This window comes from Romboutsia sp. Marseille-P6047 (assembly GCF_900604535.1).
Taxonomy (GTDB): domain Bacteria; phylum Bacillota; class Clostridia; order Peptostreptococcales; family Peptostreptococcaceae; genus Romboutsia_E.
The window spans coordinates 24,083-44,499 of record NZ_UWOT01000010.1 but is presented as its reverse complement, the minus strand read 5'-3'; the positions used below and the strand labels follow the sequence as shown (position 1 = coordinate 44,499).

Genomic DNA, 20,417 nt, shown 5'->3' with positions numbered 1-20,417 from the left:
TATAAAAAATTATGAAAAAATATTTTACTTTTATAAGTAAAGTAAAACTAAGTTTATTATTTGGATATTATATATTTTATGTATATAACTTAATTAAATTAATATAAAAGTAGTTAATATTCGTTAAAACTTAAATAAAATAAAAAAAAATCAATTGTTGACTTTTAAATAAATGTAAACTAAAATGTAAATAACTTCAAAAAAATATCACAATTCAAAAAAGTCAGAAAATTATAATGATATTATCTATAGTATTAATAATAGGGGGAAATATTAGAGTAAAAAATTAAATAAAAGGGGGATATTAATATATGGATACAGCTAAATATATTCTAAAACGTATTTTAATGGCTATATTTACTATATTTATAGCGGCTACAATTACATTCTTTTTAATGAAATTAGTACCAGGAAGTCCATTTGCTTCAGAAAAAACAAATGAAATTGCGCAACAAGCCTTAAATGAAAAATATGGACTTGATAAGCCTGTATTAGTACAGTATAAAATATATTTACAACAATTACTAAAAGGAGATTTAGGCGTAAGTTATAAACTTCAAAAAAATGTTCCAGTCGTAAAAATTATCAAAGAATCTTTCCCTATATCAGCTAAAATAGGTGCAATGGCAATTGGATTTGCACTAATACTAGGAATACCATTAGGATGTTTATCTGCTTTAAAAAGAGGAAAATGGGAAGATAGTGTAATCCGTGTTGTATCAACATTAGGGATTGCAGTACCATCCTTTGTAATAGCAACAGCGTCTATGCTAATATTTGCAATTGAATTAAATTTGCTACCTACATATGGTTTGAGTAAACCATCTAGTTACATATTACCAGTATTTACTTTAGGATTTTATCCGATGTGTTATATAACAAGACTTATGAGATCTAGTATGCTTGACTCTCTTGGTCAAGATTATATAAGAACAGCTAGAGCGAAAGGTTTGTCCGAGTTTGTAGTTACATTCAAACATGCTTTAAAAAATTCACTTATACCTGTTATAACATATTTGGGTCCATTAGTTGCATTTACACTAACTGGTGGATTTGTTGTAGAGAAGGTATTTAACATACCAGGACTTGGTAGATACTTCATAAAAGCTATAGACGCAAGAGACTATAACCTTATAATGGGAACTACGGTTTTCTTAGCATCATTTATAATATTAATGAATTTACTTTGTGATATTTTATATAAACTAGTAGATCCAAGAATTAAGTTAGATGAATAGGAGGTGGAGCTTTTATGATATTAGAAAATAGTTCAAAATTTAGTTGTGAAGTTGATTTATGTGCAGAAGATTTTAAACCAGTTACTAAGGAAGCACAACAAAGTTTAGTAACTATGGGTGAAAATACAAGTTATTGGAAGGATGCATGGAGAAGGTTAAAGGAAAATAAAATTGCTATGGTATCTCTAATAGTAATTATTCTAATTATAGGTTTTGCATTTATAGGACCGTATTTAAGTCCTTATACATATGACCAACAAATAAGAGGTGCTGAAAATTTAACACCTTGTTTAGCTCATCCATTTGGCACAGATAAACTAGGTAGAGATTTATTAGTAAGAACTATGGTAGGAGCAAGAATATCTTTATTAATAGGGATAGGATCAGCTTTTATAGTATTGGTTATAGGTTCTATATATGGAGCCATATCTGGACTTGCAGGTGGTAAGATAGATTCAGTAATGATGAGAATTGTTGAAATTATTTATTCATTACCAGATATGTTAGTTATTATACTTCTTAGAATAGTACTTCATGAACCTTTAACTAAAGCATTTGACTCAGGAAATGCATTTGGAGCTCTTCAAACTTTAGGACCTGGTATTATAGCTATGTTTATAGTTTATGGTCTTTTATATTGGGTTGGTATGGCAAGAATAGTTCGTGGTCAAGTTCTACAATTAAAAGAGATGGAGTATATAAGTGCAGCACGTGCATTAGGAGCTAATAATAAAAGATTAATATTTAAACATTTACTTCCAAACTGTGTTGGTCAGTTAGTAGTAACAACTATGTTACAAATACCTTCAGCAATATTTACAGAAGCATTCTTAAGTTTCTTAGGTATAGGTGTAAGTAAGCCGCTAGCAAGTTTAGGTTCATTGGCATCAGATGCATTATCTGGAATATCATCATATCCTTATAGATTAATGTTTCCAGCAGTAGCAATAAGTATAATTATACTTGCTTTTAACTTATTTGGTGATGGTTTAAGAGATGCTCTTGATCCAAGATTAAAGAAATAAGGAGGACAATTTCATGGAAATAACTAAAAATGATTTATTATTAAATGTTGATAACTTAGAAGTGTCTTTCTTTACTCACGCAGGAGAAGTTAAGGCAGTTCGTAAGGTATCTTATGACTTAAAATATGGAGAAGCTATGGGGATAGTTGGAGAATCTGGTAGTGGTAAATCTGTATCATCATATGCTTTAATGGGAATTATCCCAGAACCAGGTAAAGTATTAGGTGGAAGTATAAACTTTGAAGATAAAGAAATAACAAGTTTATCTGAAGCAGAGTTACTTAAATTAAGAGGCAAAGAAGTTGGGATGATATTCCAAGATCCTATGACATCTTTAAATCCAGTTTTTACTGTTGGAAGTCAAATTGATGAAAGTTTAAAAAAGCATACTAATTTAGATAAAAAACAAAGAGAAAAAAGAATAATTGAGTTATTTGAATTAGTTGGTATTAATCAACCTGAAAAAAGATTGAAACAATATCCTCATGAATTTTCTGGTGGAATGAGACAGCGTGTTATGATTGCTATGGCTCTTGCATGTAATCCAAAACTATTAATAGCAGATGAGCCAACAACAGCACTTGATGTTACAATACAAGCTCAAATAATAGAGTTATTAAAAGAATTAAAAGAAAAAATTAATATGTCCATTATATTTATAACACATGATTTAGGTGTTATATCTGAAATATGTGATAAGGTTGCTGTTATGTATGCTGGAAACATTATCGAAAGAGGAAGTATAGACGATATATTTTACAATCCTAAGCATCCGTATACTTTAGGTCTTTTAAAATCAATACCAAAGATAAATATAGATGAGCACGAAAGATTAATTCCTATTGAAGGAAATCCAGTAGATTTAATAAATCCACCTAAAGGATGTGCATTTGCTCCAAGATGTGATTCTTGTATGAGCATATGTATGGATAAAGTACCACCGGCATACTCAATAGATGAAAATCATCACGCTAGCTGTTGGTTATTAGTAAAAGAAGAATTCGAAAGGGAAGGAGTAGCTTTATAATATGAGTGATAATAAAAATGACAATTTAATTGAGATAGTTGGATTAAAAAAATACTTCCCTGTTAAAGAGGGATTCTTAAAAACAAATTATGTAAAAGCAGTTGATGATGTAAGTTTACATATAAAAAAAGTGAAACATTAGGTTTAGTTGGAGAAAGTGGTTGTGGAAAAACTACTTTAGGAAGAACGATTTTAAGACTACATGAGCCTAGTGAAGGTAAGATTATATATGATGGCAAAGATATAACAAAAGTAGATATGCATTCATATAGAAGAAAGATGCAAATAATTTTCCAAGATCCATATGCTTCTTTAGATCCAAGGATGACAGTAGGGGATATAATTGGGGAACCATTAGATATACATAAATTATATAAAAATAAAGGGGAAAGACAAGAAAAAATATATAACTTACTTGAAACTGTTGGTTTAAACAAAGAACATGCTAATCGTTTTGCACATGAATTTTCAGGGGGACAAAGACAAAGAATCGGTATAGCAAGGGCTTTAGCAGTAGATCCAGAATTTATTGTATGTGATGAACCTATTTCTGCATTAGATGTTTCTATTCAAGCACAAGTTGTAAATATGCTAGAAGATTTACAAGCTCAAAGGGGATTTACATATTTATTTATAGCTCATGATCTATCTGTAGTTAAGCATATTAGTAATAGGATAGGAGTTATGTATTTAGGACATTTAGTTGAATTAACAACAAGTGAAGAATTGTATAAAAAACCAATGCATCCTTATACACAAACATTGCTTTCAGCTATTCCTATAGCTGATCCTAAAAGTAGTAGATCTAGAAAACGTATAGTATTAGAAGGAGATATCCCTAGTCCGCTAAATCCACCAAGTGGATGTACTTTTAGAACTAGATGTCCACATGCTACAAGTAAATGTGAAAGTGCAGCACCTACATTAAAAGAATATGGTGAAGGTCATTTTGTAGCATGCCATAACTTATAAAATATATAAAGTAGTATATATTACCAAAGGTATTATATAGATAATAAATAGGGGGAGGAATATAGTATGAAAATATCAAAGCTAAAGAAAAAAGTAGCAGCACTATTAGTGTCGACTTTAGCACTATCAACAGTATTATCTGGATGTAGTAGTTCAGGTACAGACTCAGCAGGAGGTTCTTCAGATGGATTCGAACTTAACGTAAATGTTGGTCCAGAGCCTGAAACAATAGATCCTCAAAAAAATACAGCATCAGATGGTTCGACTTTAATAAATCATGCTTTTGAAGGATTAATGAAGTTAAACTCTGAAAATAAAATAGTTGAAGGTCAAGCGGCAAAATATGAAGTAAGTGAAGATGGAAAAGTATATACATTTACACTTCGTGATGATGCAAAGTGGTCAGATGGAGAAGCTGTAAAAGCTAGCGATTTTGTATATTCATGGCAAAGATTAGTAGATCCAGACACGGCATCAGATTATAACTATATGATAGATATGGTAGAAAATGCAAATGAAATAATGGCTGGAGAAAAACAAGTAAGTGAATTGGGGATAAAAGCAGTTGATGAAAAAACAGTAGAAATAACACTTGCAACACCTACTGCATATTTCTTAGAAATATGTGCATTTCCAGCAACATATCCTGTTAGACAAGATATAATAGAAGCTAATCCTGATACATGGTCTACTGATCCAGAAACTTATATAGGTAATGGACCTTACGTATTAGAATCATGGGATCACCAAGCTAAAATGGTTTATGCAAAGAATGAGAATTATTATGATTTAGAAAATTTAGGACCAGATAAAATAAATTTTGAACTTATGGAAGATCAAAATACTATACTATCAGCATTTAAAAATGGTGAAATATTATTTGGTGATGATTTACCAAGTGATGAAATTGAATCTATGAAAGACAATGGACTTGAAATAAAAAGCCAATTAGGAACGTATTTCTTATGTGTAAATGTTGAAAAAGAAGGTTTAGATAATGATAAGGTTAGACAAGCTCTTTCTCTTGCGATAGATAGAAAATATTTAGTTGAAAAAGTTGCTCAAGGTGGACAAATACCTGCAGATACTTTTGTACCAACAGGTTTAACTGATGCAGATGGAGAAACTGAGTTCCATGATAATGCAGAAGCTTGGTACAGTGCAGATGAAAAAGACTATGAAGAAAATGTTAAAAAAGCAAAAGAGCTTCTTAAAGAAGCAGGATATGAAAATGGAGAAGGTCTTCCAAGTATTGAGTTAATGTGTAACCCAGGTCATGAACCAATAATGGAAGCTGTTCAAAGTATGTGGAAAGAGGAATTGGGTATAAATGTTACTATATCTTCTCAAGACTGGAACGTATTTATACAAACAAGAAAAGATGGCGATTATCAAGTAGCACGTCATGGTTGGTTAGCTGACTATAATGACCCAATATCATTTTTAGATATGTGGGTAACTGATGGTGGTAATAATGATGCTCAATGGTCTAATGCAGATTATGATAAGTTAATAAATGAGGTAAAAGCTTCAACAGATAATAATGAAAGATATGAAAAAATGCACGAAGCAGAAAAGATACTAGGTGAAGAGTCTCCAATAATACCACTTTATTATTATACTGACTTAATGTTAGTATCAGATAAGTTAGAAGGATTCTATACATCTCCACTTGGATATAAATATTTCATGTATACTTCTATATCTGAATAATAAAAAAATAATAAATTCAAATAAAAAAGATGATTTGTGATACACAAATCATCTTTTTTTATTTATTAGTATACATTAATTATATTTCTAACTAATGAAAAATTATAAAATATACATATGATTAAAAAAAAATAGAACATAAAAAGTAAAAAATAGAGTAAAAAAGTAAAAAAATGTAGAAAAATAGTATACTATATTTGTAGAAATGTGTTATAATGCATTTAACTAAAATACGAATTATTTAATTCTATAAAATCAAAAAAGTTTGCAAATTAATTATTAATAATGAGGGAGATTACAAATGATAAAAAGAAATGGGAAACGTATAGCAGCAATAGCTATGGCAGCAGCATTATTAGGTCAAAATATACAACCAGTTTTGGCTCTTGGAGAATTAAATGCTACAGAATTGGTAGAACTAGAAACTGTATTAAATACAGAAAATGGTGACGAGGATTCTTTAAGTGATTCTCAAGACGCAGTTGAAGAAGAATCTGAAGAATTAAAAGAAGATTCAGAAGTAAATAATGAAATAGAAGAAGGTACAACACCTACTGAAGATTCAGTAGATGATCAAGTTAGTGATAATAGTGATAATAATGAAAAAGAAAGTAAGACAACTATAGATTTTAAAGTAATGGCCACGAGTGATTTACATGCCAACTTAATGAATTATGATTATTATACAGGTTCAACAACAAATAATTCGGGTTTAGTTAAAGCTGCAACAGTTATAAAGGAAGAAAAAGCAAAAGCTAATAAATCAAAAAATGCAAATGTAGATAATGTACTCCTAGTAGATAACGGGGATACAATACAAGGAACACCATTAGCAAACTTATATGCAATAAAGCAACCAGTAAAACCAGGGCAAAAATATCCTGTGTACGAAGCTTTAGAATCTTTAGGTTATGATATGACAACTATAGGAAATCATGAGGTTAACTATGGTATGGATTTCATAAAGCAAATAACAAAGGCGAACACTAGTATGGGAATGGTTTGTGCAAACCTTAGAGATGCAAAGACTAAAGAATTAGTATTTGATCCATATAAAATAGTAACAGAAAAAGTAGTAGATTCTAATGGAGTAGAAAGAGAATTAAAGATAGGTGTAACAGGAGTTGTGCCAACTCAAATATTAAATTGGGATAAAGTTATATTAAATGGTGAAGTTACAGTAGATGAAATGGATGAAGCTGTAAAAACTTACACAAAGGAAATGAAAGATAAGGGTGCAGATATAGTTGTAGTACTTGCTCATACAGGATATGGTGATGAAACTACAGATGTGAAAGGTGCAGAAAATGCAGGGTATGCTATATCAATGATAGATGATGTAGATGTAGTTGTTGGTGGACATGTACATAGAAGTGCTAAATATAATGTAAAAAAATCTAATGGAGATATAACTCAATATGTTCAACCATTAAACAATGCTAAAGAAGTTGGTGTAGTAGATCTTAAAATAGATGTAATAGAAGATGGCGATGATGTTACATATGCAATAAATGATTCAGAAACTAAAATAAATAATATAAGTACAAAAGGAAAAGAAAATGATGAAGCAACAGAAGCTGTTGTTAAAGAATATCATGAAGCAACAGATGCATATGTAAATGAAAAATCAGGAGAAGTTACAAAAGATTTAAATAGTTTTTTCACGTTAGTAGCAGATGATCCATCAATACAAATAGTATCTGATGCTCAAAAAGCTTATGTTGAAAAATTAATAGAAGATAATGACCCAAGTCTAGTTAAGTATTCTGATCTTCCAATATTATCAGCAGCAGCGCCATTTAAAGCTGGAAGCAGCGCAGGAAACTATGTGGATATAAAAGCAGGAGGACTTGCTATAAGAGATTTATCTAATTTATATAAATACGATAATACAATGGCAGTTATAAAATTAACTGGGGCAGATGTGAAAGAATGGTTAGAGTTTTGTGCTAACATGTTTAACACAATAGACCCTAATTCTACCAAGGAGCAAGATTTAATAAATAGAGATTTTCCTACATTCAACTTTGATGTAATAGATGGTGTAGAATATGAAATAGATGTAACTCAAGAGCCTAAGTATGATAAAAAAGGAAATGTAATAAATGAAAATTCTTCAAGAATATATAATTTAACTTACAATGGTAAACCTATAGATTTAGAACAAGAGTTCTTAATAGCTACTAATAACTATAGAGCTGGGGGAGATAGTTTCCCATGGAATGGTAGACAAGTACCAGTATACACTACAACAGATGAAAGTAGAGATGTATTAAAGAAATATATAGAAGATGCTGGAAAATTAGAACCTTCAGTAGATAATAACTGGAAGTTTAAAACTATAGATACAGATACAAAAGTATACTTTACTTCTCACGAAAATGGAGTGAATTACTTAGCAAATTATCCTGCAATATCTACAAATAAAGAAGTAGCAGGAGAGCAATTATATAAATACTACTACGATTTATCAGCTACACAAGAAAAAGAAGATACAAATAAAATAACAATACTCCATACTAATGATACTCATGGTAGATTAAAGGCAGACAGTAGTGTAATAGGTATAGATACCGTTGCAGCTATAAAAAATAATACTGAAAATTCAATACTAGTTGATGCAGGAGATACTATACATGGTTTACCATTTGTAACATTAAGTAAAGGTCAAGATGCAGTAGATTTATTAAATGCAGCTGGATATGAATATATTGTTCCTGGTAACCATGATTTTAACTACGGATATTCAAGATTAATGGAGTTATTTAAAAATAGTGTATCATTAAAAAATGGGGAAAATAAACTTAGATTATTAGCTTCTAATGTAAAGAAAGATGGTCAATCTGTGTTTGAATCTAATAATATAAAGGAGATGGAAGTCAACGGAAAAACTGTAAAGGTTGGATTCTTTGGTATAGCTACACAAGAAACAGCTTATAAAACTAATCCTAACAATGTTAAAGGAATAGAATTTACTAGTCCGATTGATGCAGCAAAAGAACAAGTTGCTGAATTAGAAAAACAAGGCGCAGATGTAATAGTAGCTCTATCACATGTTGGGACTGATGAAAGTAGCAATCCTACAGCATACGATGTTATAAATGCAGTTGATGGCATAGATGTATACGTAGATGGTCATAGCCATACAACATTTAAAAATGGAGATAAAGTAAATGATACTTTATTAGTAAGTACAGGAGAGTATTTATCAAATCTTGGCAAAGTAGAGTTAGAATTAGATGAAAATAATGAAGTATTAGATGCTACTGCAAGTCTTATAACTAAGGAAGAAGCTTTAAAAGTAACTCCTGATGCCAATGTTAAGGCTAAAATAGCTGAAATAGATGCTAAACAAGGAGACGTATTATCTGAAGTAGTCGGAAAAACTACTATAGACTTAGATGGAGATAGAAATAGCGTAAGATTTGGTGAAACAAACTTAGGAAACTTAATAACAGATGCTATGATAAGTGAAACTGGAGCAGATATAGCTATAACTAATGGAGGAGGAATCCGTGCTAGTATAAAAGCTGGAGATATTACTAAAGGTGATATAGTAAGTGTTTTACCTTTTGGAAACTATATAGTTACAAAACAGCTTACAGGAGCTCAAATAAAACAAATCCTTGAATTTGGTGTTAGAAGTTACGGTGAATCTTTAGGTGGATTCCCACATGTAGCAGGTATAAAATTTGTAGTTGATCCAAGTAAAAAGGTAGGAGATAGAATAATATCTTTAACTATAAATGGTAAAGATTTAGATATGAACAAAACTTATACAGTAGCAACAAATGATTTTATGGCAGCTGGTGGAGATGACTATCCATGCTTTGGTGATGTTCCTACATTAAATGAATACTCTTCATTAGAAGAATCATTAGTTAACTTTATAAAAACTTTAGGTACTGTTAATTATACTAAGCAGGGTAGAATTTTAGCGGGTACAATGATTGGTAATGCTATAAAAGTTGAAGTTGAAAGTGAGTACTTAAAAGATATATTATTAGAGGCTGTTAAAAACGGATATACAGTAGAATCTGTACAAGAAAACGGAAAGTCCCTAATTAAAGTATATAATTCAAAAATAAAAAATAAAGAACTTATAGCTATATTAGAAGTAAAAGATATGTCAATTGAAGACGTAAAAGCTATGGTAAATGCTGTAATAGATGAAGTTGAAGCTGGTAAGCCAGGAAATGGTGGAAGTAATAGCGGAAACCAAAATGGAGATAACAATAATAATAACGGAAATGGTGGAAGTAATAGCGGAAACCAAAATGGAGATAACAATAATAATAACGGGAATGGTGGAAGTAGTAACGGAAACCAAAATGGAAACAAACCATCAAATCCTCAAACAGGAGATATAAGCATATTAGGGTACATTGGTATGGGGGTTACGGCTGTAGCTGGTATACTTACAAATAATAGAAGAAAAAAATAAAATAAAATTAAAATATAATTAAATAGACATAGAGAATAGTATATACTAATCTCTATGTCTATTTTTATAATTTTATCGTGAAAATAAGTATAGTAATGCTATTTATATGAAGTTATAAGTAAAGATCTATTTATAAAAAAAAATATATATATACCTAGTAGGTTTAATAATATTATGAATAAATAATAAAAAAATAAAAATATATAAATAAGTACATTAAGATAATAGATACTGGTGAAAAAGTAATATTACCAGGGTTTATAGACAGGCTTATCAGATTTTTAGAGAAAATGAAATTGGAATCATTGAAGTAGGCAAATATGCTGATTTTATAATAATTGATATATATAAGTTTTACTAAAAAATTAATATATAGTCTTTATTTAAAAGTAAGGTTACATTAAAAATATGTACCCTCAAATATTATTTTTAAATTTTTCATAAATAGTTTAATATATTTTTATATAAAATAGTGTTTGCAATGGATTAAGAATATAGAATGATTATAAATATTTTATAAAAATGCCATTTAAAAATATTTATATAGAAAAAGTAGTTGACTTTTTATTTCGAATATAATATAGTTTGATTATCAAAGGAAATAAAACGATTTATTAAAAATACTTTGGATTATTTTTTTTGATAAGATATCTTGAATTTCAAAATATATACAAATCAAAATAACAAGGAGAGTTTTATGAAAGAGGTAATAATAGGAGGTGTTGGAAAGTATGCTCCTTCTAAAATAATCACTAATGACCAACTTAGTGAAATTATAGAAACTAGTGATGAATGGATATACTCACGTACTGGTATAAAGCAAAGGCACGTATCTATAGGTGAGGATACATCATATATGGCATCTGAAGCAGCTAAAATGGCTTTAGAAAATGCAAATATAAGATCAATAGACATTGATTTAATAGTAGTAGCAACTTGTACTCCAGATATGTATACTCCATCTACTGCTTGTATAGTACAAAGTATAATAGGTGCTAATAACTCAGTAGCCTTTGATATAAGTGCTGCATGTTCTGGATTTATATACGGATTAGATGTTGCAAAATCTCTTATGAAATCAAATGGATATAATAATGCACTTGTTATAGGTGCAGAAAATCTTTCAAAATCAGTTGACTGGGAAGATAGATCTACATGTGTATTATTTGGTGATGGAGCAGGTGCCGTGGTTTTATCAAAAAGCGATAATGTTGGTTTAATCAGTTCCTTTTGTAAATCAGAAGGAGAAAAGTATAAGTGTATAACTATTGAAGGTAATGATGTAGATAGTCCATTTGTGGAAAATAAGGTTATAAAAAGTTCCAAATTAAAAATGAATGGAAATGAAGTATTTAAATTTGCTACATCTACTATAGTAAATTCAATTAATAAAGTTTTAAATGAAAATAATTTAAACTTAGATGATATTGATTATATAATACCACATCAAGCTAATGTAAGAATTATTGATTATGCTGCTAAAAAATTAAAAGTTTCAGTAGATAAGTTTTATATGAATATAGAAGAGTATGGAAATACTTCAGCAGCATCCATACCAATTGCATTAAGTGAAATGTGGAAAAAAAAACTAATAAAAAAAGGTAACAAAATTATATTAGTTGGATTTGGAGCTGGGCTTACATATGGTGCAACTCTAATAAACTGGGCTATATAATTTAAAATAAAATAAGGAAATTTAAAATTTATAAAATTAACTAAGATAACTAAGATCAAGTAAAAATTAAATTAAATCAATGGAGGATAATAAAATGATATTTGAAAAATTACAAACAATAATAGAAGAGAACTTATCAATAGAAAGAGATGAAATAACTTTAGAAAGTACATTTGAATCATTAGGTATAGATTCATTAGATACATTCCAATTAGTAATAGAAATAGAAGAGCAGTTTGGAATAGAAGTTGAATCACCAGAAAATATGAAAAGTATTCAAGATGTAGTAAATTACATAGAAGATAAGCAAAAAGAAAAAGTAAATTCGTAAGATAGTAAAGTTACAGGAGGACCTATGAAATATACTAGGATAACAGAATTACTTAATATAAAATATCCAATAATTCAAGGTGGTATGGCATGGATTTCAGATGCTACACTAGCAGCAGCCGTAAGTGAAGCAGGTGGACTTGGTATTATAAGTGGCGTTGGAAATGTAGAAGATGTAAGATCTGAAATTCAAAAAGCAAAATCACTTACTGATAAACCATTTGGTGTGAATATAATGTTAATGGGCAAGAATGTTGATGAAATAGCTAAACTCGTATGTGATGAAAAGGTAGCCGTTGTAACTACTGGTGCTGGAAGCCCTGGAAAGTATATGGATGATTGGAAAAAAAATAATATAAAAGTAATACCTGTTGTCCCTTCTGTAGCAATTGCTAAAAGAATGGAAAAATTCAAAGCAGATGCAGTTATTGTAGAAGGGATGGAAGCAGGCGGACATATAGGCCAACTAACTACTATGAGTTTAGTTCCACAGGTTGTGGATGCTATAGATATTCCTGTTATAGCAGCAGGAGGGATAGGTGATGGTAGAGGAATAGCAGCATCTTTTATGCTTGGGGCTAGTGGAGTTCAAATGGGGACTAGATTTTTAGTATCAGATGAATGTAGAGTTCATGATAATTATAAAGAAAAGGTATTAAATGCAAGGGATATAGATAGTGAGGTTACAGGTACCTCAACATCTCATCCTGTTAGAGTTTTAAGAAATAAGCTTACTAGAGAATATAGTAAACTGGAAAAATCTAATGCTGATATAAGTGAAATAGAAGCTTTAGGTAAAGGAGCTCTTCAAAAAGCAGTTATACATGGAGATGTTGATAATGGTAGCGTAATGGCAGGACAAATTGCTGGAATGATAAATAAAAAACAAAGTTGTGAAGAAATTATAAATGAATTAATGAATGAACTTGATGAAGTCCTTAGGAGGGTACAATGAGAAAAAAGACGGCATTTCTTTTTCCAGGTCAAGGATCTCAGTATATAAATATGGGGAAAGATTTATACGATAACATAGATGAATGTAAATATATATTTGATAAAGGTGAAGAAATTTTAGATATGCCTATTAAAGAGCTAATCTTTAAAGGTCCTATAAATGAATTAACAAAAACTAAGAATAGTCAGCCAGCAATTTTACTTACATCATTAGCTTGCCAAAAAGCTTTAGAACTTAATGGAGTGGAGGCTGATTATACATTAGGTTTATCATTAGGAGAGTACGGGGCCTTAATTTATGGTGAATGCTTGTCTTTTGAGGATGGTATGAATCTTATTAAAAAAAGAGCTGAAATAATGGATTTATCAGTTAGTTCTGATAAAGGAACAATGGCAGCTATACTTAAGCTAAGTGAAGAAAAAGTTGAAGAGCTAATAAAGAAAGCTAGCGAGTATGGTTTAGTAGAAGGTGCTAATTATAATTGTCCAGGGCAAGTAGTTATCTCAGGAGAACATGATGCTATAAAAGCGAGTGTAAAAATAGCAAAAGAATTAAAAGGTATTGCAATGCCACTAAAGGTAAGTGGACCATTTCATAGTTCTATTTATAAAGAAGCTAGTTATAAGTTCTATGAAGAATTAAAAAAAGTTGATATAAAAGAATTAAAAAAAGTTGTTTATTCTAATGTAAAAGGATGTCCTTATAAAAAAAGTGATGATATAAAAGAATTATTAAGAAAGCAAATAATGTCTTCAGTACTTTTTGAAAAAAGTATAAGGGATTTAATAGATAAAGGAGTAGATACTTTTATAGAGCTGGGACCAGGTAAAATACTAAGTGGATTTGTAAAAAAGATAGATAAAAGTGTTAATGTTTATAATGTAGAAGATATACAGTCTTTAAATGAAACACTAGATAAATTAAAATTACAAACAGTAAATCTATAGTGTTCATTAATAGGAGGAGTAAGATGTTAAAAGGAAAATGTGCAATAATAACTGGTGCTTCTAGAGGTATTGGTAGAAGCATAGCATTAAAGTATGCTAAAGAAGGTGCTAACATAGTACTTAATTATAAAAATAGTAATAAAGAAGCCCTTGAATTAAAAGAAGAATTAGATAAATTAGGATCTAATACTTTGATAATCAAAGCAGATATTAGTAAATTTGAAGAAGCAGAGAAATTAATAAAAGAAGCTAGAGGAGCTTTTGGAAAAATAGATATATTAGTTAATAATGCAGGTATAACAAAAGATACATTATTAATTAGAATGAAAGAAGAAGATTTTGATAGTGTAATAGAAGTAAATTTAAAAGGAGCATTTAACTGTTTAAGAGCAGTATCTCCAATAATGATAAAGCAAAAAGAAGGAAAAATAATAAACATGTCATCCGTTGTAGGTGTTATAGGAAATGCTGGTCAAGTAAATTACTCAGCTTCAAAAGCTGGACTTATCGGTATGACAAAATCTTTAGCTCGTGAAATTGGAAGTAAAAATATAAATGTAAATGCTATAGCTCCAGGTTTTATAGACACAGATATGACTAGAGTACTAAGTGATGATCAAAAGAAAAATATAATATCTCAAGTACCTCTTAAAAGATTAGGTCAAGTAGAAGATATTGCAAATTTAGCTGTATTTTTAGGAAGTGACAAATCTAATTATATAACAGGTCAAGTTATCCACGTTGATGGCGGAATGGCAATGTAGGAGGAAATTATGTGTAAAAGAGTAGTAATAACAGGAATAGGTGCGATAACTCCTATTGGTAACAATGTAAGTGAATTTTGGTCAAATGCTAAAAATGGAAAATTAGGTATAGATTTTATAAAGTCTATAGAAACTGAAAATTTAGATGTGAAAATAGCTGGCGAAGTTAAAAATTTAAAAGTAGAAGATTATTTAGATAAAAAAGAAAGTAGGCGACTTGATAAGTTTACTCAGTATGCACTTATAGCAAGTGAGGAGGCTATAAAACAATCAGGTCTTAATATAGATGAAATTGATAAAAATCGACTTGGAGTTATGGTAGGTTCTGGTATTGGAGGGTTCCATACTCATGAGAATGAATTTAGTGCATTATATAATAGAGGACCGAAAAGAGTATCACCTATGTATATACCCATGACAATAATAAATGCTGCAGCTGCTAATATTGCAATTAAATATGAAGCAAAAGGTACTTGTACATCAGCAGTAACTGCTTGTGCAACAGGAACTAATAATATAGGAGATGCATTTAGACATATAAAATATGGTTATGCTGATGTAATGATAACTGGAGGATGTGAGTCATCTATAACTCCTATAGCTATAGCTGGTTTCAATAATATGAGAGCTCTAAATTCTAGTAATATACCAGAAAAGGCATCAACACCATTTGATAAAAATAGAAGTGGATTTGTAATGGGAGAGGGTGCAGGTATATTAGTAATGGAAAGTTTAGATCATGCATTAAAAAGAAATGCAAATATATTATGTGAAATAGTTGGGTATGGTTCAACTTGTGATGCATATCATATAACATCTCCAGATCCAAATGGAGAGAGTGCATCAAGAGCTATGATGGATGCAATTAATGAAGGAAAAATAAGTCCAAGTGATGTTTCTTATATAAATGCACATGGTACATCTACTCCATATAATGATTTATTCGAAACTAGAGCAATAAAAAAAGTATTCGGAGTGGATGCAAAAAATATACCTATATCTTCAATAAAATCTATGACTGGTCACTTACTTGGAGCTGCAGGAGCTGTAGAGTCAATAGCTTGTATAAAAACATTACAAGAAGGATTTATACCACCAACAATTGGTTATACTGAAAGCGAAGAGGAACTAGATTTAGACTATGTACCTAATGTTGGAAGAGAATGTGATGTTAAGTATACAATAAACAACTCCTTAGGATTTGGAGGTCATAATGCATCTTTATTATTTAAGAGATGGGAGTAGTTGGAGGCTAATATGAATTTTAATGAAGTAAAAGAACTTATTAATATAATAAATAATTCTGATTTATCTTATTTTGAAATGCAAGATGATAAAGAATTTATAAAGATAGATAAATCTATTACTAGAAATTATATACAAAATAGTATAGATGGAATAGATGCTAAAAGCATAAATAGATTAGCTATAACAGATTTAAGTGAAGGAATAGAAATTAGAGAAATGGGACTTATTGATGATGGGTTAAATATTTCTAATAAAGATAGTCTTAAAATTACAGACTCTAAGGAAAGTTTTGAATTTATAAAGTCACCAATAGTAGGTACATTTTATGAGGCCATGTCTCCAGAAGATAATCCATTTGTAAGTGTTGGGCAAAGAGTAAATAAAGGTGATGTTATTTGTATAGTTGAAGCTATGAAGTTAATGAATGAAATTAGTGCAGAATATGATTGCGAGATAGTAAGTGTACTAGGTAAAAATGGAGAAATGGTACAGTATGGAGATTCATTGTTTAAGGTAAGGAGAGTATAAATGCTAAATATAAAAGAAATAAAAGATATTTTGCCACATAGATATCCTTTTTTTATGATAGATCGAGTTGAAGAAGTAGTTGAAGGTAAAAGTGCAAAAGGATACAAAAATGTAACTATAAATGAAAATTTTTTTAATGGTCATTTCCCTGAATATCCAGTAATGCCTGGTGTACTAATATTAGAGGCATTGGCTCAAATGGGAGCTATATGTATACTTTCTATGGATAGTTTTAAAGGAAAAATAGGATTTTTAGTTGGAGCTGATAAAGTACGATGGAAAAGGCAGGTAATACCTGGTGATAAACTTGATTTAGAAATAGAAATAATAAGATTAAAAGGTAATATAGGTGTTGGAAAAGGTAAAGCAACTGTAAATGGTAATTTAGTTTGCGAAGGCGAGATAATGTTTGCTATTGGGTAGGTGATATTTATGTTAAAGAAAATACTTATAGCTAACAGAGGTGAAATTGCAGTTAGAATAATTAGAGCTTGTAGAGAGCTTAATATAAGTACTGTAGCAATTTATTCTGAAGGGGATAAAGATGCACTTCATGCTCAAATGGCAGATGAAGCTGTTTGTGTAGGAGGACCTCTTAGTAAGGATAGCTATTTAAATATGACAAATATATTAAGCGCATGTGTTTTGACGGGATGTGAAGGTATACATCCCGGTTTTGGATTTTTATCAGAAAATCCAAAATTCGCTAAAATGTGTAAAGAATGTAACATAAAATTTATTGGACCAGATTATGAGGTTATTGAATTGATGGGTGATAAGGCAAGAGCTAGAGAGATTATGAAAAATTCAAATATTCCAGTTGTACCAGGATATGAAGGTGAAATAACTTCGTATGAACATGCAATAGACTTAGCTAATAATATAGGGTTTCCTTTAATGATAAAAGCGGCTGCTGGAGGTGGTGGAAAAGGTATAAGGATAGTTAGAGACTCTAAAGAGTTTAAACATAATTTTGAAGCTGCTAAGTTAGAATCAAAAGCATGCTTTGGTGAAGATAAAGTTTATATTGAAAAGTATATAGAAAATCCAAGGCATATAGAGTTTCAAATACTGGCTGATGAATATGGTAATATAGTACATTTAGGGGAAAGAGAGTGTTCACTTCAAAGAAACAACCAAAAAGTACTAGAGGAAGCTCCATCATGTTTTTTAGATGAAAACTTAAGAGAAAAAATGGGTGAGGTTGCTATTAAAGCTGCTAGAACTGTAAATTATAAAAATGCAGGGACTATTGAATTCTTAGTAGATAATAATGGTGAATTTTATTTTATGGAAATGAATACAAGAATTCAAGTAGAACATCCAATAACTGAAATGGTAACAAATATAGATATAGTAAAAGAACAGTTAAAGATAGCCTCTGGTATGAATTTAGATATAAAACAAGAAGATATTAAAATATCTGGTCATGCAATAGAATGTAGAATTAATGCTGAGGACCCTAATAATAACTTTAGACCATGTCCAGGCAAAATCACAGAACTATATATACCTTCAGGTCTTGGTGTAAGAGTTGATAGTGCTATATATTGTGGATATGAAATACCTCCATATTATGACTCTATGATAGGTAAGCTTATTACTTTTTCAGATAATAGAGAAGATGCAATAATAAAGATGAAAAGAGCCTTAGATGAATTTGCAATAGGTGGTGTTACAACAAATATTGATTTCCAATATGAAATACTTGAACATGATGATTTTATAGATGGAAATTATAATACATCATTTATAGAAGATAAGTTGGTGAATAGCAATGCTTAAGAATTTATTTAGAAAAAGAGAATATGTTACAGTTAATACTAGAAATTTAGATGAATCATCTTCTCTTCCTAACATACCTAATGGAAAATGGACTAATTGTCCTAAATGTAAAAATATATTATATAAAGAAGATTTAGAAAAAAATCATAATGTATGTATAGGATGTGGTCATCATTTTAATATCTCTGCAAGAACAAGAATAAATCAAATTTTTGATGAAGATAGCTTTGTAGAATTTTTTTATGATATAGAATCTAAAAATCCTTTGAATTTCGAAGGATATGAAGAAAAACTAAAGTTAAATAAAGAAAAATCTGATTTAAATGAAGCTGTAATAACTGGAGTAGGAGAGATAGATGATATTAAAGTTGCAACTGCAGTTATGGATAATAATTTTATGATGGGAAGCATGGGATGTGCAGTAGGAGAAAAAATAACTAGGATTATAGAATATTCTAATGAAAATAAACTACCTCTTATTATATTTACAACATCAGGTGGAGCTAGAATGCAAGAAGGCATATTTTCTCTTATGCAAATGGCTAAAACTTCAGCTGCAATAGCAAGACATGATAAAGAGGGTTTATTGTATATTAGTATAATAACAAATCCAACAACAGGTGGAGTTAGTGCAAGTTTTGCTATGCAGGGAGATATAATTCTAAGTGAGCCAAATGCAGTGATAGGTTTTGCCGGAAGAAGGGTAATAGAAAATACAATAAATGAAAAATTACCTGAGATTTTTCAAAGTGCAGAATTTGCATTAGAAAAAGGCTTTATAGATTCAATTGTTAAAAGAAAAGATTTAAGAAACTATTTATCTAGAATATTAAATTTACATGAGGTGGCTGAGTATGCAAAATAGTGAAAATATAATATGGGATAAGGTTAATATTGCTAGGCATAAGGATAGACCAAACTCTAGATTCTATATAGAAAATATATTTGATGAATTTATAGAACTTCATGGAGATAGATCATTTAGAGATGATAAAGCAATAGTTGCAGGTATAGGAAGCATAAATAGTATAAATGTTACTGTAATTGGTATAAATAAAGGTAAAACTACAAAAGAAAATATAGATACTAATTTTGGAATGGTACATCCCGAAGGATACAAAAAAGCCCTTAGATTAATGAAACAAGCTGAAAAATTTAAAAGGCCTGTAATTTGCTTTGTTGATACTCCAGGAGCGTTTTGTGGAATAGAAGCAGAAGAAAGAGGTCAAGGGTATGCTATTGCTCAAAACTTAATGGAAATGAGCAATTTGAAAACGCCTATAATATCTATTATAATAGGTGAAGGAGGAAGCGGTGGAGCATTAGCTCTTGCATTAGGAGATAAAGTATATATGATGGAAAATGCTATATATTCAATTTTATCACCAGAAGGATTTGCTTCTATACTTTGGAAAGACGTTACTAAATCGAAAAAAGCTGCACTGACAATGAAAATAACCTCTGATGATTTGAAAGCATTTGATATTATAGATGATATTATTAAGGAACCAGAAAATGGAGCACAAGAAGATCCAAAAAAATCTGCATATTATATAAAAGATTATATAATTAAAGATTTAGAAGAGCTTTTAAATACTGATGTTGATGAATTAGTCCTAAATAGGTATAATAAGTTTAGAAAAATAGGAGATTATAAATTATGATATTATAATAATGACTATAATTTGAAAATGTTACCATAGTACCAATTGAATTTATATAAAAAATTTATTATAATACATTTAGAATAAGAAATATGGAGAGCG

At 29.8% G+C, this 20,417-nt stretch carries 16 protein-coding genes and 1 pseudogene; all 17 read left to right on the top strand.

What is annotated here, in order from left to right:
* The first annotated feature begins 311 nt into the window (after positions 1 to 311).
* The 17 genes and pseudogenes from EIH23_RS11035 to EIH23_RS10955 all read left to right on the top strand — a co-directional run bounded on the left by EIH23_RS11035 (position 312) and on the right by EIH23_RS10955 (position 20,315).
* Complete coding sequence (locus EIH23_RS11035; protein WP_122640353.1) at positions 312 to 1,238, top strand: ABC transporter permease; 927 nt, start codon at positions 312 to 314, stop codon at positions 1,236 to 1,238.
* Positions 1,239 to 1,252: 14 nt separating this feature from the next.
* A complete protein-coding gene (locus tag EIH23_RS11030; protein ID WP_122640352.1) occupies positions 1,253 to 2,263 on the top strand; it encodes an ABC transporter permease in 1,011 nt (336 codons plus the stop codon).
* Positions 2,264 to 2,276: 13 nt separating this feature from the next.
* Complete coding sequence (locus EIH23_RS11025) at positions 2,277 to 3,290, top strand: ABC transporter ATP-binding protein (protein WP_122640351.1); 1,014 nt, start codon at positions 2,277 to 2,279, stop codon at positions 3,288 to 3,290.
* A 1-nt stretch (position 3,291) separates the two neighbouring features.
* Positions 3,292 to 4,262 (top strand): annotated as a pseudogene (locus tag EIH23_RS17120) (ABC transporter ATP-binding protein).
* A gap of 66 nt (positions 4,263 to 4,328) precedes the next feature.
* Entirely contained in the window at positions 4,329 to 5,975 is a 1,647-nt protein-coding gene (locus EIH23_RS11015; protein WP_122640350.1) for a peptide ABC transporter substrate-binding protein, read from the top strand.
* A gap of 301 nt (positions 5,976 to 6,276) precedes the next feature.
* A complete protein-coding gene (locus EIH23_RS11010; RefSeq protein WP_122640349.1) occupies positions 6,277 to 10,419 on the top strand; it encodes a bifunctional 2',3'-cyclic-nucleotide 2'-phosphodiesterase/3'-nucleotidase in 4,143 nt (1,380 codons plus the stop codon).
* Between the two features lie 697 nt (positions 10,420 to 11,116).
* Positions 11,117 to 12,094, top strand: a complete 978-nt coding sequence (locus EIH23_RS11005; RefSeq protein WP_122640348.1) for a beta-ketoacyl-ACP synthase III — start codon at positions 11,117 to 11,119, stop codon at positions 12,092 to 12,094.
* A 94-nt stretch (positions 12,095 to 12,188) separates the two neighbouring features.
* The gene (locus EIH23_RS11000) at positions 12,189 to 12,425 is read left to right on the top strand and encodes an acyl carrier protein (RefSeq protein ID WP_122640347.1); all 237 of its coding nucleotides are present in this window, start codon (positions 12,189 to 12,191) and stop codon (positions 12,423 to 12,425) included.
* Positions 12,426 to 12,449: 24 nt separating this feature from the next.
* Positions 12,450 to 13,379 carry an enoyl-[acyl-carrier-protein] reductase FabK gene (gene fabK / locus EIH23_RS10995; protein ID WP_122640346.1) on the top strand — a complete coding sequence of 310 codons (930 nt, stop codon included), beginning with the start codon at positions 12,450 to 12,452 and terminating at the stop codon, positions 13,377 to 13,379.
* Positions 13,376 to 14,326, top strand: a complete 951-nt coding sequence (fabD, locus tag EIH23_RS10990) for an ACP S-malonyltransferase (RefSeq protein WP_122640345.1) — start codon at positions 13,376 to 13,378, stop codon at positions 14,324 to 14,326. Before fabK ends, fabD begins: the two co-directional genes overlap by 4 nt.
* A 23-nt stretch (positions 14,327 to 14,349) precedes the next feature.
* Positions 14,350 to 15,090 carry a 3-oxoacyl-[acyl-carrier-protein] reductase gene (gene fabG, locus EIH23_RS10985; RefSeq protein ID WP_122640344.1) on the top strand — a complete coding sequence of 247 codons (741 nt, stop codon included), beginning with the start codon at positions 14,350 to 14,352 and terminating at the stop codon, positions 15,088 to 15,090.
* Between the two features lie 9 nt (positions 15,091 to 15,099).
* A complete protein-coding gene (gene fabF, locus EIH23_RS10980; protein WP_122640343.1) occupies positions 15,100 to 16,335 on the top strand; it encodes a beta-ketoacyl-ACP synthase II in 1,236 nt (411 codons plus the stop codon).
* 12 nt (positions 16,336 to 16,347) lie between these two features.
* Positions 16,348 to 16,866, top strand: coding sequence for an acetyl-CoA carboxylase biotin carboxyl carrier protein (accB, locus tag EIH23_RS10975; protein ID WP_122640342.1), 519 nt, complete (start codon positions 16,348 to 16,350; stop codon positions 16,864 to 16,866).
* Positions 16,867 to 17,289, top strand: coding sequence for a 3-hydroxyacyl-ACP dehydratase FabZ (gene fabZ, locus EIH23_RS10970; RefSeq protein WP_122640341.1), 423 nt, complete (start codon positions 16,867 to 16,869; stop codon positions 17,287 to 17,289).
* Between the two features lie 9 nt (positions 17,290 to 17,298).
* Positions 17,299 to 18,651, top strand: coding sequence for an acetyl-CoA carboxylase biotin carboxylase subunit (locus tag EIH23_RS10965; protein ID WP_122640340.1), 1,353 nt, complete (start codon positions 17,299 to 17,301; stop codon positions 18,649 to 18,651).
* Complete coding sequence (gene accD, locus EIH23_RS10960; protein ID WP_122640339.1) at positions 18,644 to 19,516, top strand: acetyl-CoA carboxylase, carboxyltransferase subunit beta; 873 nt, start codon at positions 18,644 to 18,646, stop codon at positions 19,514 to 19,516. Before EIH23_RS10965 ends, accD begins: the two co-directional genes overlap by 8 nt.
* A complete protein-coding gene (locus tag EIH23_RS10955) occupies positions 19,506 to 20,315 on the top strand; it encodes an acetyl-CoA carboxylase carboxyltransferase subunit alpha (RefSeq protein ID WP_122640338.1) in 810 nt (269 codons plus the stop codon). The genes accD and EIH23_RS10955 overlap by 11 nt, the downstream gene beginning before the upstream one ends.
* Positions 20,316 to 20,417 lie beyond the last annotated feature (102 nt).

Bases quoted from the DNA above. Each gene is read 5' to 3' on its own strand.
- EIH23_RS11035 (WP_122640353.1), top strand. From the start codon at position 312: ATGGATACAGCTAAATATATTCTAAAACGTATTTTAATGGCTATATTT.
- EIH23_RS11030 (WP_122640352.1), top strand. From the start codon at position 1,253: ATGATATTAGAAAATAGTTCAAAATTTAGTTGTGAAGTTGATTTATGT.
- EIH23_RS11025 (WP_122640351.1), top strand. From the start codon at position 2,277: ATGGAAATAACTAAAAATGATTTATTATTAAATGTTGATAACTTAGAA.
- EIH23_RS11015 (WP_122640350.1), top strand. From the start codon at position 4,329: ATGAAAATATCAAAGCTAAAGAAAAAAGTAGCAGCACTATTAGTGTCG.
- EIH23_RS11010 (WP_122640349.1), top strand. From the start codon at position 6,277: ATGATAAAAAGAAATGGGAAACGTATAGCAGCAATAGCTATGGCAGCA.
- EIH23_RS11005 (WP_122640348.1), top strand. From the start codon at position 11,117: ATGAAAGAGGTAATAATAGGAGGTGTTGGAAAGTATGCTCCTTCTAAA.
- EIH23_RS11000 (WP_122640347.1), top strand. From the start codon at position 12,189: ATGATATTTGAAAAATTACAAACAATAATAGAAGAGAACTTATCAATA.
- fabK (WP_122640346.1), top strand. From the start codon at position 12,450: ATGAAATATACTAGGATAACAGAATTACTTAATATAAAATATCCAATA.
- fabD (WP_122640345.1), top strand. From the start codon at position 13,376: ATGAGAAAAAAGACGGCATTTCTTTTTCCAGGTCAAGGATCTCAGTAT.
- fabG (WP_122640344.1), top strand. From the start codon at position 14,350: ATGTTAAAAGGAAAATGTGCAATAATAACTGGTGCTTCTAGAGGTATT.
- fabF (WP_122640343.1), top strand. From the start codon at position 15,100: ATGTGTAAAAGAGTAGTAATAACAGGAATAGGTGCGATAACTCCTATT.
- accB (WP_122640342.1), top strand. From the start codon at position 16,348: ATGAATTTTAATGAAGTAAAAGAACTTATTAATATAATAAATAATTCT.
- fabZ (WP_122640341.1), top strand. From the start codon at position 16,867: ATGCTAAATATAAAAGAAATAAAAGATATTTTGCCACATAGATATCCT.
- EIH23_RS10965 (WP_122640340.1), top strand. From the start codon at position 17,299: ATGTTAAAGAAAATACTTATAGCTAACAGAGGTGAAATTGCAGTTAGA.
- accD (WP_122640339.1), top strand. From the start codon at position 18,644: ATGCTTAAGAATTTATTTAGAAAAAGAGAATATGTTACAGTTAATACT.
- EIH23_RS10955 (WP_122640338.1), top strand. From the start codon at position 19,506: ATGCAAAATAGTGAAAATATAATATGGGATAAGGTTAATATTGCTAGG.